Source organism: Candidatus Omnitrophota bacterium (assembly GCA_028715415.1).
In the GTDB taxonomy this organism is placed as follows: domain Bacteria; phylum Omnitrophota; class Gorgyraeia; order Gygaellales; family Profunditerraquicolaceae; genus JAQURX01.
The window spans coordinates 71,432-90,915 of sequence record JAQURX010000002.1 but is presented as its reverse complement, the minus strand read 5'-3'; the positions used below and the strand labels follow the sequence as shown (position 1 = coordinate 90,915).

1 protein-coding gene (cut by a window edge) is annotated in these 19,484 nt (G+C 38.7%); it reads right to left on the bottom strand.

Translation table 11 applies throughout. The features are described 5' to 3' along the window. Nucleotides 1-19,443 carry part of the coding region annotated (gene galE / locus PHO70_01135) for a UDP-glucose 4-epimerase GalE (protein MDD5431584.1) on the bottom strand (this coding region is incomplete at its 3' end). The annotated region extends 105,129 nt beyond the left edge of the window, so 19,443 of the 124,572 annotated nt are shown. Between the last annotated feature and the right edge of the window lie 41 nt (nt 19,444-19,484).

Sequence of the window (19,484 nt, the reverse complement as noted above, 5' to 3'; positions counted from 1 at the left end):
AAATTGATAAAATTCAGGATGTTGCTTATAGAAATCTAAATCATTCTTTATGCTTTCTACTTCTGCCTGATCTAAAACAATATCCACTCTCGCCCCATTGCCTAAGAAAGAAACAATTTTTTCTGTATCAGTCAAATAATCTACGAAATAATCCGGAGCAATTCTTATTGCGATACGGCTATTACCTATCTTATAGAAGATAATAAAGTGATTGTCTTCAAAATATAAGGCTTCAAAACCAATAATACTGTTTTTTAATACACGCCATTCTAAAGCGATATCTCTACCTAATTGCTCTGCATCGATTAATTCATTGGTCAATACTAACTTGCTGATACGCGTAAGTATAAAATTATTATTTACCACAACTGTATTTAAGGATTGGTTAAGAATTTCTTTGACACCTTTCTCGTCTCTAACAGGAACATTTAACACACTACTTAACAAGTTCTTTTCCGCTAAATTCTTCCAAAGGTCAACAAATGGGTCTAAAGAAACAAGGAATTGCTCTGTCTTTAAAGCATATGCGTGTGCTTCTTCTGCATTAAGATGTTTTTCTACCCTATAATATGCCTCGACAGCTTCATGGACTAAAGTAAAGAGAAATTCGGGGTTGTTCTGCGACAGGATATCCGGGGAAAGTAAAATATAAACCTGATTATTCTCAAAATAAACTAAACCGAAAGCGCTTTCAAATATTTTCTTTAAAAAAGAATTGGAATCTAACAAAGCTTGTGGGGGAGCGCGGATGTGTCCCGTAGAAGCTAGCTCCTGTAGAAATCTTGCAGCGCCATGCTCACCAATTAAATTCAACATATTTCTTGGCTTTTCGAGATTAACGCTCGGCAACTTGTCAAAACCAGAAACGTTAATTCCGTTAAATGCAACCTCAAATTCTTCTTGAGTTGGAGCAACTTTACCTTGGCGAGTACGATTGGACGTTTGTTTATTAATTTCTACCCACGACCTACCCGGAAGAATATTGTAGCTCTTTTGTGCGAAAACATACCAGCATACTGCAGCAACTGAAGGAGTTTTGTCCCCCCAAAGCCAAGTGCCATATGGAGGAGTTGAAGGATTCGTCGCCTGATACAAGAATGCGATATCGTCTTGAACCTGGATTGCCTTATCGATTTCTCCAAGATAATACATGCCCTTTCCCTGTTCTCCGATAAGCCTGAATGTCAAAGCAAGCTGGGCAGTAAATTCAAATTGCACTCCATCTAAGTCCGGATAAATAGACTTTCCATTATCCACCCCGGTAATCCCTGAATGCGTAGTAGTAAATATTCCCTCTGCAGCAGACGGAAGACTGCTGTAATCATAACCAAAAGCAAGATATCCTAATGTGTATGCATCCGCGACATATTTCTGATCGTTTTTACCAGCTAAGAATCGCTGGCCATCCCAAAGGATTGTTTTTATCCCATTTTCTAATTTAACTACTGCGCCATGATAATAATCATAATCAGAATTTCCGTAACCCACCACCCATTCCGCATAACCATCCAAACCTCCGAAGACTGCTAAGTTATGTTCTGTAGAATACCAGTTAAGTTTATTGCCATTAGCATCAAATCCAAAAGTAATCAAACCATCAACATCCTGCTGGGAAATTATCCAATCAGCGATTGCCTTAGCTAGCGGCTTATATTCCGGATGATATTTGGTATATTTTGATAAGAATCGTAATAAATATCCGTGTGGACCGACAACGTGCCCTTGGCCATGTTGATTATCAGGAGATCCTGACACTGTATATGCCTCAAAAAATCCCTTAAATGCCCCATACTGTGCAATCTGGTTTTCATATTGGCGTTGATAGAAATTAAGCATTTTCTTTAAAGGCTCTTCTGCCCGGCTACCAAACAAATACAACACTTCTGCTGCCAAAGCCTGATCATAGGTATAAGCAACGCTTGCATCCGCTTCAATTACGCCACTTATCCTTTGACGGCTAAGGAGCCAATTATACATTTTCTCGCTATTATCTTGAGGATTTTCAATAACTGTAGGGTCATCCGGAATTGTCGGGGTGGTAGGTGTAACTCCGCAACCAGCTAAAAATAAAATAACAGACATAATCCCGGCAACCAATGCACCGAGCTTTACTTTTCTCACATCATTTAGCAGCATAACGACAATTTTTAAAACCAAAACTCCAAGAACTATCACAATCAAAGCAAAGACAATTTTTTGATTTCCTATCGCAATTAACGACATAACTGGGCTGACACTTAATAATTTATAAGAAGACATTGTGTTGAATTTAGCCCTAGTTTCGGCATCTAATTTGTTTACATGCGCCACAGACCTATCTACAAGGCGAATCGCACGGTAAATCTTGCTTGCAAAGCCAGCATTATATTCTGCCTGTGCTTGTAGAGCATAATCTATGGCTTCTTTTGCAGTACAAGTAAGCCTGCTTCTATGGCTAAAGATTTTCTCAAAATTAGCTCTGGCAATTTCCCATTGGAAAGGAGTAATCAAATTATTATGAGCAATCCATGCCCATGTATTTACCTGAATTGTGCCTAAATTAACTTCGGGAGAAATAGAAACTCCGCTTACGATTGTTAAAGCGATTGTATAAGTACCTGTTGTCGCATTCCCGGATATTTTCTGAGCCTTAGTTAAATCTATGCCGGGATTATTGTCATTCGAGTGCACCTCTTCACCGGAAAGGTATATATCATAAACTGTCAGCCCATCCTGATGTTTAGCTCTAAGCCGAATAAATTTATTTGAAAGTGGAATATTTTGTGCGTTGGCATAGCTAACTAAATTATTCCAATTAAATCCTGCAATATACATTGCATCGTTATTTGTATTCTTTGGCGCAATGGCAACGCCTGCCGGAGAAGGCAAAGCTACTGCATTAGCTGCATTTATCCAGCCTGAAATCAAATTTCCATTTACAAAGCTAGCTTCAACTTTTGACGGAGCAGTTGTTTCCTGTGCGATACCTAAAGCAAAATTGTAAGCCTTAAATTCATTTAAGGTAAAGAAATAACTAGTCTCGCCATTTATGCGGATATGCACTGTACGGGCAGTTGCATTCGTAATACCACGATTATTCAATTCCTGCTCTAAGTTATTCAAAGAACGGATTAACAAGCCTTGAGGTGTTAACTCCCAGCTGAATGAGTTATTCGCGGGTTTTGTAATTGTCTCTGCCACATTCACAGGAGTGAATTCCGAAACATTGTTTCCATAATTAAAGCTCGCTTCGACTCTTGTCGGCAATGACATCTCTTGGCCAATCCCTACAGCATAGTTATAGGCAATGAATTCATTTAATGTAAAGAAATAGCTCTTATCCCCATCTACACGGATATGAATACTTCTCAATTCCGCGTCATTAATTCCACGATTGCTTAATTCCTGGCCTAAAGTATTTAATGAACGAATGATTAATCCTTTATCTGTCAACTGCCATGTGAAGAAGTTTGTTGCGGGCTTAGTGATCGTTGCAGCAACATTTACATCTGTAAATCTTGAAACATTATTCCCGTTAACATAACTCACTTCTACTTTAGTTGGGATAGCAGTTTCTTGTTGGATGCCTACAGCATAGTTATAGCCAATGAATTCATTTAATGTAAAGAAATAGCTCTTATTTTCATTGACACGGATATGAATTGTACGAGTAGTTGCGTCAGTTATCCCGTGGTTACTTAATTCATTTGTTAATGTATTTAATGAACGAATAATTACCCCTTTATCCGTTAACTGCCAAGTAAAGAAGTTGGCTGTAGGCTTAGTAATAGTTTCAGCAACATTTATATTTGTGAATCTTGAGACATTGTTCCCGTTAACATAGCAAACATCTACTTTTGTAGGAATGGCCTTTTCCTGAGGAATACCGACTACATAATCGTACTTCTTGAATAAATCTAACGAGAAAAGATATCCGTGGTCTTCATTGATGCGGACATAAATTACCTCTGCCGATGGGCTATTTAACCCATGTTGCGAGAGCTCTTCAGCCAATACATTCAAAGAATGAATCATCAATCCGTCATTCGTCAACTGCCATGTAAAGAAGTTAGCTGTCGGATTATCGATGCTTTCTGCTGCTTGAACTGGCATAAATCCGGAAACGTTGTTACCGTTAACATAACTAACCTCAACTTTTACGGGGAGAGTTTTCTCTTGCAATATCCCTACTGCGTAATTATATTTCTTAAATAGATCCAGGGTCATAAAATAACTTGTATTCCCATTAATACGAATATGCACTGTATACGCTGCTGAATTTACTATACCGTGATCTTTTAATTCTTGTTCTAAGGTATTTAAAGAATGGATTATTAAGCAAGTATCTGTTAACTGCCATGTAAAGAAGTTAGCGGTAGGATTAACAATTGTTTCTGCGACATTTACATCCACAAATCCTGAAACGTTATTGCCGTTGACATAGCAAATATCTACTTTCGTTGGAATAGTTTTCTCATCCGGTATACCGACTACATAATCGTATTTCTTGAATAAATCTAACGAGAAAAGATATCCGTGGTCTTCATTGATACGGACATAAATTACCTCTGCCGAGGAATTATCGAGCTTACGATCTGAAAGCTCCTTAGCCAAAGTGTCTAGAGAGTGAATCATTAATCCCTTATCTGTTAACTGCCAAGTAAAGAAGTTAGTAGTAGGTTTGGCAATAGTTTCTGAAGCATTAACATCCACAAATCCGGAAACATCAAGACCGTTGACATAACAAACATCTACTTTTGTGGGAATAGTGGTTTCGCTAGGAATACCTACAACATATTTCCATTGCGTGAACAAATCCAATGAGAGAAGATAACCGTGATCTCCATTGATGCGGATATAAATTACCCCTGCAGAAGAATCCTTAAGTCCGCGGGCTGAGAGTTCATCTCCTAAAGTATTTAAAGAATGTATTAGTAAGCCTTTATCACTTAACTGCCAAGTAAAGAAGTTGGCTGTTGGATTATCTATAGCCTTAACAGCATTAACATCTGTGAATCCTGAAATATTATTACCGTTAACATAACTAACTTCTACTTTTGCGGGGATGGCTGTTTCTTGCTTAATTCCTACAGCAAAGCCCCAATCCTTGAATGCCTGTAATGTAAAGAAGTAGCTTCTTTTTTCATTTATCCGTATATGAACAGAATATGCGGCTGCATTTTCTATACCGCGATCCTTTAATTCTTGCTCTAAAGTATTTAAAGAACGAATGATCAACCCTTTATCGGTTAACTGCCAGCTAAAGAAATTAGCAGTTGGATTGGTGATGGTCTGCGCTGCGGGAACTTCAACTCTTTTACCAGTATAAATACCGTTAAAATAACGTACAGTATATTTATAACTACCCGAAGGGATAACATCATTTGCCATAACCACTTTCTTTCCTGATGCATCTTTTAATTCCGGATCAAAAAGGTCAGCTCTTATAACAGAATCTTTATCTATATTCGGATCTGCCGCTGAAACAGAATCTAATAATGCGTCAATGCTATAATCGCCTTTAACTGGCTTAATTAATGTTAAAACTGCCCCATTATCGTAAACCCTATCAATCTGCACATAAACGTTATTAAGATCTACTTCTTTACTCTTCCAATCTTCAAGGATACCTTTGTAGTTAAAATAAACCACATCTTTATCGCCTTCATAATGCGAATAGGTAAAATTATTCTGAGAAGGAGCATCTAAAGTAACAGCATACACAATATCAACTGACTTGCTATATTCCGGCCCATTAAGATATGTCATCGTGAATTTAATGATACTCCCATAAGGTATGCGATTATCCGGTGTTTTTGCTTTAGCAAGATCGAATTCAATCGTCCATCCATTCTCCCTGAAGGAATTAAGGTTAAAATAAAGAGTCTTGCTGGTCTTGTCACTATATACTGCGGATATCTGGACATCTATTGCTGATTTCGATGTCGCATCCTGTTCAATATCAGGAGAAAAATGAATCTGGTATACCCCTGCTTTTGTACCCTCTTCGTAAGAAACAAGCCCTTCTTTAGGAGTTGTAATTGTCGGCTCTGTTGATGTCTGTCCAGTTCCGCCTCCTGTGTCGCCACCGGGGATAGTATCATCTTCATCAGGAACAAATCCAGTACCACATCCGGCCAAGAAAGAAATAACTCCCAATCCAACAATAATAATAACTACTGCCTTCTTACCTATATTATTTCTTCTCACATAGCTAACCAACCTGCTTAATAATGAAAATGCTGGGATAAAAATAACTAAAAGCATTATTTCGGTAATACCAAAGCCTGCAAGGTAAACTTCATTTTCATTATTAAAAGTTTGGGTGTTCCCTGCAGCGGCAGATGGGGCAATATTAGTAGTGGCCGCATCCAAAGCCTCTCCCGGAAGAGCACCCGCAACCTCAAGGCGTATGCTAATGTCCACAGCGCCTTCAAATCCTTCTGGCGCTGTAACCATTGTCGAATTGTTATAAATAACATTCTCTACGGAATCATAATGATAATGCGTCTTGTTTCCAGCCGTAACAATAACCACAAGATTAATATTCTGAGGAGTATTATTATTGTCCCAAACAGAATAGTGCGTAATATTTTGATTGTTATCTTTGGTTTCTACCCACTCCCCTGCTTTAATATTATTATTGTTAAATGCGCCCATAAATCTATTAACTTCTGTCTGTAGCGAGTTTTTATCTACTAAAATCAAGAAACGCCTTGACTCTTTCGGATTAGAAATCTCAGTGATAACGTTTTGTTGCATTTTAGGAATGATTGAACCCTCTGCAGTTGCATAACCACTGCCAAACTGTACTGCATTCGGCTGGCTTAATCCTTGCACAGAATAACGCACTGAGAATGTTATGTTAGAATTAAGCATATTATCGGGAATCCACATCCCCTGATACGCCCCAGTTACAACATCTTGCTTCGTATCGTTATTCCACCAAAGCAAGCTATTCAATTTAAACCATGAATCGATACTCTTGCCATTATCACTTTTTGCGGAAACTTCTACAAAAATATCATTTGTGGCATTGCCGATTACGGATTGATAATAATTGTTAATAGTAAATTTGCTGCGTAGATTAGCTAATTCTTCAAGAAGAGAATCAAAATAGAAAACGACAATTCTGCTATTACCTATTTGAATGAACTGTGGTTTATGTGTATATTCGGGAAGGACAACCGCAGCTTGAGCTGCAGAAACCTGAATTTGCTGAGGGTTGGTGTTCGGAGTCATCCCTATACCAACTAACCTTGCAGAAAGATACCAATTACCCTCTCCCGGAAGAGTAACGCTGAATTTCCTGCTCATCGGAATATCTCTTGTACCGATAACTTCTTCAAGATTTCTATAATAATATTTTGTTCCAGCTTCAGGTTCAAGAACGCCAATTGTAACTAATAATGAACGCCCAAGTTTTTGGATAAGGTTCTCATCTTTTGTGGCACCAATTTCAACGTAGACTTCTTTTGCAGAAATATTTCCCGGCAAGTTGAAGCTATCGGGTATGTAGAACTCTATCGTATTATCGTGATCACTATTGTTAACATCTAATGAAATATCGGGAAGATAACTTCCTAAATTCGCAACGTGATAATCAAGGCCGTCTGTCATAAAATATTCTGTAGCGCGGGCTGGAGTTTCTTTAATCCCCGGCACGTAGAAACGCACCTTTGCCTGATAATCTCCGGTAGTTTTAACTGAAACATCAACACCACCGCCTAAAAGATTTATAACATCATTGACAGAAACGTATTTTCCATCTCCTCCTGAGACATAAGCATTCTTCCCGTTATTTTTCATAGGAAGAATTTCAATCCAGGTGTATCCGGCATCTTTCATCTGCTGCAACAAGTCTGCGCTAAAGTTAACACGCATAGTTGTATCATCATTGTAATCGTTGATAGAGATTCTTGTATCGGTAGGCAAAGGATTGCCTGCGCCGCAGCCAGGCAAGGCAAAAACAAAAGACATAACTAATAAGGTAACGAATATTTTGATGAGGCTTTTAGCGAAATTCTTAATTCCAAGTATGCCACCTAATGGGATTGGGAAAAGGACGCATTTTAGTGTAGCTGAGTCACTGTCTTTTGATTCAATAGTAAGCGCACCAATTCTTTCCAAAAGCTTCTTTCTTACATCTATTGTCTTCTTTAAGTCCTGCACAACATATAAATCAGCAAAAGAGTATTTTTCTCCGCCAAAGATTTTCTTAGTGAAATCATCATCCGGATTTCTATCTAAAGAATACTCAACTCTTACCTTCCCACCATCAGCCAAATAAATATCCGCCATTATAATTCCGGATTTTCCAATTATAGTTTCATTCGGCTCTGCAATAATACAAGACACTGTGCTTTTTGCTTCTGTTTTCAGGTTTGTAGCGGAGACATTGATAATTACGCTTTCATCGGAAATTGTGCCATTGCCATCCAGAATAGAATTAACAATAATAACATTCTTTCTATTCTTCAAATCCTCTTTATATGCTTCGCTTAATATTGAATTTACAACAATATTCCCGTTTTCATTTAATTTTATGCCTTCCAAAGCTCTTAAATATGGATCAACAAACAACATCATATAATATGCGAAGTAATCTTTATTTTGTCCGGTATCAAGAATTATTCTGTCTGTGCCTAAATTTCCAAAACCTATTCCGGAAGTAGCTGCGAATTTCTTAGCTGCATATTGCACTCTTTTCCAATCTTCTGCAGTTACGTCATTTTTCGGGTCATATACAGCCTTTAATGCAGCCCAAGTTGCGCCGTCTTGAGTTGCGCCAGTAATTATGTGGGAATTGACTTTAAGAGCGTATTTCTCATGCAAAGGCTCGCCTGCTTCGCTTAATTCTTTGGCAAATTCTACTAGGCCTTTTAAAGAGGCTGCTCTATGTAAAATTACAGACCAACTGGCAGCTACTCTTCCCTGATTATCGCAATAAACTTTTAGAAAATCTTCTTTTGATTGATCCTTAGATGGACGCGGCTTCTCAAGTGCTAAGATTATGTTCCCATTTTCATCAACTTTTAGAGCCGCATTATTTAAATCAAATTCAGATGCCGGAACAATATCCCCGCCAGTAATGTATCCCTGGTTGCCGCTAAAAACATTATCATTATCTACGCAAAGTATCTGATCATTATTTCTCTCAATCATACCATTCACATTGGCATCAAATAACTGGTAGCTTTCAATCATAGTCTGAGCCAAATAACTCTTTCCGGAAGCACGTGTAATAAAATGCTTTTTCCCGCGGCCATCAGCAACCGTCAAAGGATTGTTGCGTTTACCTTGTCCGGCGAGATGCACCAATAAAATCTTTGAATTGAAGAAATCTAATCCTACTTCTGTAAATCTTTCGGGAAGATGCTTAGCTAAATTAACTACACCGCTAAAATTATCTTTATATTTACCATCGCGTTCCGTAACGACAAATACAGGTGTTTCTGCAGGGAAATATATGCCCCTGTAAGACTCAACTTCATCTATATTATCGATTAATCCGCTTACCTTTGTGGTAAAGACAATGGCATCAAATCTTGCACCGCCATTCATAGCAGTTGCGAAATTATTCCACATTCTGCTGATAGCACGGCTGCGATTATCATTTTTACCAGCAAGCTCATCGGAAGTATTTGTTGTCTTTTGCCAATCGTCGCTTACCTTAAAATCATTTGGTTTTCTTAATAAAACAACTCCTGAAACCAATTCAGGGCTTATATCAAGATTGGAAATAAGAGCGGCATAAATAATCTTTTCTTCTCTGGATTCGGTTAACGCAATCACTCGTTTTATAGCATCCACAAATTCCTTATTATTTCTTGCTGCCTCTCGAATCAAAGTGCTTGTCTTGGAAATAGTTACGTTTCCTGCTGATGCAGTAATTTTGGCGCAATCCGTAAATAACTTACGGGCTCTTGCGACTAAATCCTGGCTTGCATTCCATAATTCTGAACCCTTATTTGCTTCTCCTCTTAATAAAACAGCTTCCGCTGTATCAACCAACATCCTGAATAATAACTCAAATTTTAAATCTCCAGAAATTACCTTATTGGCGGTAATACTGCTTACTACTTTAAGCGCATATTCTACTGGTGAATAAGGATCAGCTGGGGTCGTCTTGCCATCGTAAATCCCCTTGAAATTATCCGAATTATACCATTCAACAGAATTTCTCACTGAATCATCCAAGCTTCTTGAAGGAGCCCAGCCTAAAGTTTGTTTTGCTTTATCTGAAGACGCAACCAATCTCGATGGCTCCCCTTCGCGGCCACTTTGCTGGACGATAAACGGAAGCGGCTTGCCGGTATAATTCTGTACGGCATCAACAACCTGCTTTAATGAGCTGCCTTCGCCTGTGCCGAGGTTAAATGCGTTGGTTACTCCGCCATTTTCCAAATAACCAATAGCTAACTCATGGGCTTCTGCTAAATCTACAACATTAATATAATCTCTAAATGGAGTAGGATCAGGTAATGCCCTTTCTTTGCTTAAGAAATATTCTTTCAATGCTTCATTTTCTACCTGGAATCCTTTGATATTAAACTTAGCCAGCCAACCATAAATAACAAAAATTAGCCTAGGGATAATATGAGTTTCTTTTTGTGTATGGAATTCGCCTAATTTCCCATCTTCTGAAGCTCCGGCAACATTAAAATACCTGAATCTTACAAAGTGCATTCCATATTTAGCTTCGAATAATTCCATCGCACGCTCAATCATTAACTTTGATTCTCCATATGCGTTGCATGCATTTAAAGGAGCAGTTTCAACTATCGGAACAACTTCTGGTTCCCCATACACAGCAGCAGTTGAAGAATGAATAAAGCTCCTCACGCCATGATTTGCGGCAATTACCATAAGATTAATTGTATTTACGGCATTATTGTAGAAATATTTGGCGGGGTTGCGGCGAGATTCACCAACTTCGATACTAGCAGCAAAATTCATTACTACAGAGACGTCATATTTTGTGAAAACCTCTTTTTCTAACTTTTCTGTATCATCGAGGCTACCCTGTATAAACACGGCTCCATCAGGGAGTAATTTCCTATTACCGGAAGAAAGATTATCATAAATAACTACCTTATATCCTTTTTGAAGCAACGTCCTTACGCAGAAACCACCAACATATCCTGCTCCACCGGTAACTAAAACTGTCTTTTCTGTCTTTTGAGGAGGAGCGCGAGGAGCTGAAATTTCTTTATAAACCTCTGCTGGAGCATGGTTGGCTCCGGGGCCAAGCAAAGCATCCATTTCTTTAGCGCAATCCTGCTTCTGGGCAACATTAGCTAAAATAGCCCATAATGCAATTGCCTCTCCGTCTTTCTGGACATAATCTTTAACTTTGTTTTCAACGTTGGACTTAACAAAATTATCTCTGTAGTTTGCCGGGCAAGCTACAGCCAAAAATTCTTGCCCTTCTTGAGGCATGCGTGCTTTTTCTACAAATACAAAACGCCCTGCTTCTACTTCAAGACGCAAAGCATCACAAAGCGCATCTTTTACTTCTACAGAAACTAAACTTATTTCATGCCAATCAGCCTCTTCAATCCAATTTACTCCTACTGCAATATCAATACCCTTTATCTTCTGCACTGTAATTTCAGGGACTGATTTCTTAAAGAAGAATTTGCCTCTTTCTATCTTTACTCGGTAGAAATAATCGGTTTCCGGATTCTTTGGCGAATAGTTATTCTTCTTTCTGTCAGTTGCTTTGTATAAATCAAAATCATCGGCGATTTGCGCCAAAATCAGAGACATATCCTGCAATTGAGCTTGCAATGCTTTTTGTTCTTTCGGATCAGAAGCTAACAATGCTTTCCTTTGCATTTGCGCAATCTGTATACCCAAAGTAGTGGCCATTTGAGCACGGAAATTGCGTTCGCTATCAGCTTGAGCGGCTTCTTCGGCAGTTAATATAAATCTCTTTGCTTCTTCCACATATTTTTGGCCTAAAAGCAAAGATCTGCCATAATAATTATCATCTTGGCGTAAAGGATGATCCGGATTTAAAGCTGTTAATTCCGCGTAAAAGTTCTCAACTGCTTTTTCATAGATCCTGCGGGCAAACGTACCGAGGATTTCCGTGCGGTCCTGTTCGCTGATGCAATAATTACGTTCATTAACCTGTCGCTGCTGCGCACCTGCTACTTTTCCCATAGACATTGCCAAAACCCCATTAAATATCGGAGATTTTACCCAGACGATATATGGAGGCTCTTCTAACCTTAACTCTCTTCCAATAGATACTCCCGGAATAAAATTCTGGAATATTGAACGGTTAAAGATTACATACCCTGATGTTGCATACCCTCTTACCGAATTAACAATCAATGCTGACTGATGGGTATGCTGCAAATCATACCAGAATTTAGTATCGCTTAATAAATACCTGATGAATTGCGCCATGCCAGATGTGTCATGATCGTTGATAAAAGGATAGGCGATATACTCTACTGTCTTCTCCCCTACTGCCGCAGCGAAATCTGAACTGGCAGGTATTGCAACTGTACCGCGCAAACTATTTGCAAATACATTTAGATTAGTCTCCCCGATTTTTCTCCCCAAATCACGAGCGCTTCCGGTAACATTTACAGGGTAAACCAATGATTCTCCATCAGTTTTCTCAATACGGCCGCGGCGATAATTGAAATCAGATATAACTACCAGATGTTCCGGCATATCATTGTAAAGTATCCTGCCATCGGGATCATGCCCTGCCTGCGGACGATTCAATCCTTCATAGCGTTGATGTGTTCTCTTATAACGAGGATCCATATAATGGCTGGAATACGTACGGATTTGACCAGCTGCCTGAGGGATTAAACCGTATTTTCCATCTTCGCTATAACCAAAATAAATCCTTTCTAATTCTTCCAATTTTGAGGCTTTCTCTGCATCGGATTCCTGAGACCAAAGAATATACAGTTCATTTAAAGATGTTATCTGTCTGCCGAATATAGCGGAAGCATCTGTAAATAACTTTTCAAAAGCCGTATTGCTTGCTGTGCTGCGCTCTGTTCTTATGGCTTGAAGCTCATCAGGCAATAACACATAAGTTTCTGAAGGAGCATCGTCATCCTCGCTCATTACGCGGTATCCTAATGCTTTCAAGAAGGTGTAATTACGCACACCAGAAATATGCCTGAATATATTTCCCGAAACATATGCCTTAAATGCCTTTTCATTAATTGAAATTCCGTCTTCATTCAAAAGTTTATTATCAACTAATATTGTCTTAAACACTGGCTCCAAAGTACCATTATTTAACTTAGCTTCAACAACACGCAAAGTAGCTAGCGACCAGGCGTCTTGATCTTTATCTCTATTTTCATATGTAAGGTGGACAAAGCTATCGCCATAAACAGAATTTAAAAATGCTAAGTTCTTACAATTGATATCCAAATTTTGATTAGGTGAATTTGGCTTTCCGAGGCGGGTTACGCCTGAATCATCAATCAGCATAAACACAGCGCGGCGGTTAAATATCCTCCAGTTCTCTAACTCTACTTCAATCTGATTTAAAGTAGCAGTAGGCCTGTCTATTGTTGCCATTGCCACTACATCCACATTGATACGTTCTAACTCATAGAATCTGCTGCCTAACCCGGCTGAACGCCAAATGCGCTTTTCCATATCCCAGCGGGTAAATTTGTCATATTTATGCTTGGTTAATAGAGGAACAGCTATACCCGTAATTAATAGTCTAGTTAATTCAGCATCAACCGCTTTAACTGCAGCAAAATCAAAGAATACTCCTCGCCCAGCTGCCATATGCAAGCGAATAAGATGCTCAACTGCAGCATTAGTTAAATGGAGCTGTTGTTTTTTATAATTATCTATTCCGAAGACGATTTGCTTCGCGGCATATTCATCATATACATAAATTCTGCCATCAATTAATGTAACTAAATTTATAGCCGCACCTTCAATATGATCAAAAATATTTAATATTTTGGCAATTTTTTCTAATTCTTCAGCGGAAAAATTATTTTCTATTACTGCAGCAGGAGCTAATCCTAAAACAACATTAAGTAAATTCTCATTTCTATTAATAAGCGCTAAATCTTCCATGGTTAATCCGGTTGTTTCTATTGCGATACGCAGCGCCCTTACACGGCTAACCACTCTATCTCTTAAAACCACTAAATTCTTTAATTGGGGATAATCTTTGATTACTTCACTTAAATCAGAATTAACTTCCTTGGAAAGGCGATCTCCTAAAGGCTGGGCCGAAGTTTCAGTAAGTTTATTTAATTCTGTGCTGACCTGGCGGCGTTGCGTAATCGGCAGGCTCCTCAAATATGAGAGCATATATAGGTAAGAGATTACTTCTGCATTTTCATTCTTTTCAAAGACCTTCTTAGCAAGGTATCCAGTAACTAATAAACTTAGTGTTTCAATACTCACAATTGCTATAGGATTTTGCTTTGTATCCTGTGAACCTAAAGCAACTCTTGCATTAATATGGTATCCGCCTAAATTCAAGCCTGATAATGTGCTATCTACAAACGTTCCGGATTCTTTCAACTCTTCCAAGGTAGCTTCCAACTCTAAAGGAATATTGCGCAGCTGATAGGTAAACGAATATGAAGTTTCAACTGGAGAAGGCTTACTTGAAACAGAAGGCGCAGCACTTTGAATGGTTTTAACTATTTTTTGGGTTAATTGATGTGCTTCATCTATTACTATTCCTTTTGCAAGGATGGCTTGTTCAATAACTTCATGCGAAACTACTGTAGCGATAGTATTTGTGGTTTGGTCTTCTTTGGAGAGGAAAACGAAGATTTCATTTCCTTCGGCAAAACCATCTGGAGGTCCGCGTTCAGAAACAGTAATAAGGTAAATTTGCTTTCCGGTTAATGCATCTGCGACTTGCAACTTGCCAGGGTTATCTGGTAAGTCTATATTAAGTCCCCTTATAAGCATTAAGGCTTCATTAATCACCGGTGCCTGATTCACGTCTGCGCATTTATTCTCTTGCCTTGCTTTAGCTACGCGCTGGCGATATTCTTGAATGTCTTGCGGTGTGTGGCGGCCCTGGAAGGAAGTAGAATTATTCGCCAGTACAATCTTATCTTTTTCTAATCCAGGATATGGCCCCTGCTTTATCTCTAATAATTTTGAGTCTTCTAAGAATTCAATGTTATGGGCTTTCGTAAATAAAACTAAACTTCCTTCATCTATAACTCGTTCAGCAACTAAATCGCCTTCTTCTGTATAAATCATGGCTTTTATTTTGCCACTAATTACATAAATAATCTCCTGACGAGGATTGGTTTGGCCAGGAGCTGGTGTATGATAATGTACCGTTTTACCGACATCGCCTTTCTTGCCTTGGTTGATAGCTATTTGTAATTGTAGATTTGCATCGCTCGTGAGCGGGACAAATCTTCCCTTTATGTCAACGCCTATTCTGGCTACCATTGCTGCAAGCTTATGCTCTGAAGTATAAATTTCTTCTACGTATTCCTGCTTTTCTTCTTTATTACTTCTACTCCTATTCCAGATTAATAAAGTTGCCAATACAACAATAGCAACAACTCCTACTACACTATCCCAATGCGCTACAAAGAATCCACCGACATTCGTCCAGAATCCAGTTGAAGACGCCTTGACAGATTTTCCAGCGCAACCGGAAAGAAGTATCGCAGCTAAACAAGAAACTAAAAATAGTAAATTTGTTTTGCAATACACCCAATAATTACCTGTGGGTATTGGTAGAACATAATCTGTCGATCCTGGCCAATCAAAACGCGCAGGCTCATAAGAATCTTTGATTTCTTCTTCTATCCTAGTAACAATCCCACCTTTATAGACACTGCCTATTTCGGGTAGCGGTTCATTTCCAAGGACATAATGTACTTGCTCTGTAACTACCTGATTTTGATCCGGGCTAGAGTTTCTATTTTCTTGATGCTCTTTTTCTACTGTTTGATTGTCAGCTTTTGTATCTACCGGTACCTGTGGAATAGTTATTGTAGTTGGACCGGTTTCTGCCTGCGGTTGGTTTAGACTATCAAGATTTTCTCCTCCTTGCTCGTAATATCTTTCGAGCTCTTCCATGCTGATCACGCTATGGGCGTAACGTGACCCAGATTCATTAGGATCACTTCCACCTTCAACACCGAATCCATTATACTCTCCTCTACGTTCAGAACTTTCTTCTCCGATAGAACCAAGTTTCTGGTTTGCTTTGCTTTTATTTCTCATATCCTTCAATGTATTTACAATCATAAAGAATACAAAAAGTGTAATAGAGCTTATTTCAATTCCCTGAGCAATTTGATCCATGGTACAACCAGGTATAAATAGTAAAATCGCTACAGTTAAAGATAGAACAATTATTTTCGGCTTGCCGAGCATTCTTGAAATAGCACCTAACTTGGAAAACAGCCAGCTTCCTATTTTATTCATTTTCGCTTCATCAACATTAGAAGCGCTTTTTTCTTCCTGTACTGGAGGAGCTCTTGACTTCTCAACCCAATTACCATTTTCATCTATGGTTATGGTAATGTTTTCTAAAAGAAGCCTACCTTCTGCTGTACGCAACAACTCAGAAATAGTATTCAAATCTATTAAGCCTTTTGCTTTAGAATTAATCTTGCTCTGCCCCTTAACTATAGCTCTTTCTGCTTTTACCACTCCAGCCACAGTTAAATCTTTAAGCTCATTAACATCTACTCCATTAAAAGCCTCCATAACATTAGTTGCTTCATCATAATAAGCTTCTTTTAACTCAACAGAAGGTATTTCTTTCCCAACTTGAACTAATTGCCAATTATCTTGGTCTACCCTATAAAATCCGGAATGATATTGTAACCAATAATCAAATGATGTCTTTACTGGAGTAAAAAAACGAGTACGATTACTCTTATCTGCGTTAACGATTCTTAAGATAGAAACCTGCCCATGTTCATCAACCAAACCGTATTCTTTAGCTAAAGCAATAACAGCTGCATTATCGGAAGTCTCTACATAGCTTGCTAAGTTAAGCAATACTGAACCCATAGCACCACCTAAAGAATAAGACTTCTTATCCTTGGTGTCTTCCCTAATTAAATCAGGAGCGGATATTTTCTCAAATTCATCTTTTCCGATTAATTTAATTAAAGCCTTTAAGAATGGGATTAAAACACTATAATTAATTAAAGCCATATTGGTATTAAAATACTGCGTCCTTGCCTGACCCTCACTAAGACCCATTTTCTTAAAGAGATCTTCTTGTCCATTATTAGATGCCTGCTTAATCTCTAAAATTGCCTTCTTAATCTTTCCGGCAAGCCTAACAATACCAATCTGGCCGCCTTTCATATCAAGGCCCGTCTTCTCAGTCGTAACCATAACTATAGCCACTTTATTTTTAGCCATCCATCCGCAGATAACTTCATCCGGCAAGTTATTCATACCGTCTTCATTGTAAAGCGCGGCAATCGTAGGTTCATCAACAGGAGTTTCATTTGAATTAGATAATAAACGATGCATAATTGCCCAGAAACCGGACAAACCGTGTCCGCCTGGAGCACACTGTTCTTTTTTCTTGCCATTATCCTCAACAAATCTTGATTTGAAATCTCCGGTAGCCTTATCAATTATCGGGAAGGTATGCTCGCAGTTTGAATTAACCAAACTAATCTTGATTGATTCTTTCTGTGCTAATTCTGCAAAGAGTTGACGATAGGTTCTCTTTTTATCCTGCGGGATATTATCATCAACTCTATCAAAAAGACAAATAGTGTCAAAAAGTTCATTAATAGAATCTACTGTCTCAGTAGAAACTAATTCCTGGACAGTGATAGTTGCGTATTTACGAGACCTTGCTTCAACTAAGCTCCTTAAAAGCTTTGCCTCAGCGATAGAAACTAATTCTTTCTTGCCATTTAATTCAACTTCAAAATATAAATCCATAGCCTTAGCACCTAATGATTTTTCTCCCTGGAACGCGCCCTTCTTCGCCCCGGATTTAACTAACCTATCCCAGATAGATGCTAAAGAACCTACACGTCCAACTTTTTTGCCGATACCACCGTTTAATGGGAAGAGCATAAGATGCACTTTGCCTGAAGCTTGAGCATTGGACGCATCTGAAGCAATCTCAGTATATTCTACTGCACCAAGTTGTTTTCTACGCTCTTCAGCGCTGAGCATTGCTGACGGGAAGAAATCAACACCAATAACATTAGTCTTAGGTGCAGTAACTTTTTCACCTTGAGCTTCTTTTTCTTTGGCTTCTTTTTCAACCTTAATTTGCGCATCAAATTTACCACGCAATTGCCTAAAATAAGCGGCTTCTATTTCGGTAAGCTCAAATTCTTGAGCCATTGTATCTGCTTCGGAAGAAACTGTGGAAGAAGTAGGTGCTGGCGGAGCCTGAGCATGATTTTCTGATGCTGCAACAGCCTTAGGAAGAGTTACGTTTATTGCGAATTCTGTAGATTTTGAAGTGTCTTTTTCAGTAAGAGTGAGCTTTGTATATTTGCCCTCTCCCGTAAAGATAACCTTTATATAGATAGAGCCAAACTTGATGAATTTAACTTGAGCATCAGTAGTTGAACCATCGGCTTTAGAAGCTTTTGCAGTAATACTTCCCTTCAAAGTCTCTGTGCGCGCAGCATCTGAAGGAGCAGCTTGTAATTTAGCTTGAAGAGAGGTATTAACAAATTTTACAACTACTTCGGCATTACCATCTTTTACCTCGGCAGATTCCACAACGATACCTACAAGTTTAAAGAATATTTCTCTATCCGTATCCGATAATTCCCCCGCCACCCTTTCTATAAGCTCTTCGGAAAGCTTATCTTTTAATTTATGCTCTTGCCATAATGCTTTCAAATCCCTTAAACACTCACGCATGAATTCTTCAGGGGAATATTCTTTTTTCTCAAATTCAACTAGATTGTGGAAAGCTTTCGCCCAGGCTTTAACCACGCCTCTCCTAGAAGACTGCTTAATCCTAAGCCACTCATAATTAAATGCAATGCCGGTTAATGGGACTGCGCATGGCAGCAACCGGTTCGTCAATATATTATAGAAATAAACTTGTGCCTCATGCACATTATCATTATTTATATCAAGAAGCGCGTCTTGAATCTTTACTGTCTCAGGATGCGACCAGATATCATTAATAATCGCTATACGAAACTCCCGGGCATTCTTTGCGCCTTGACTAGTCAATTTCTTCAACTGTAGCAATCTATCCAATATGTCTTCTATGCCTGCGATAATCTTGTCTTTACAGAGAAAACGGTCGGTAATGGCTTTATTAACTTTTTGGGTAGAACCATCCTTGCTTGCTTTATTTAATTCCTCATAAATATAAACCTGCGCATCTGTTAACTTATCGTTTTTAAGATCAAGTGTCTTATCCTGCATATCTGCAACCTGTGGATGCGCCCAGATATCAGCGATAAGAGTTGTGCGCTCGCTCTGCGCATTAGCATCTCCGCTATTCATTAATTTTCTTACAAGGCGCAATTTAACGTCGAAGGCCTTAA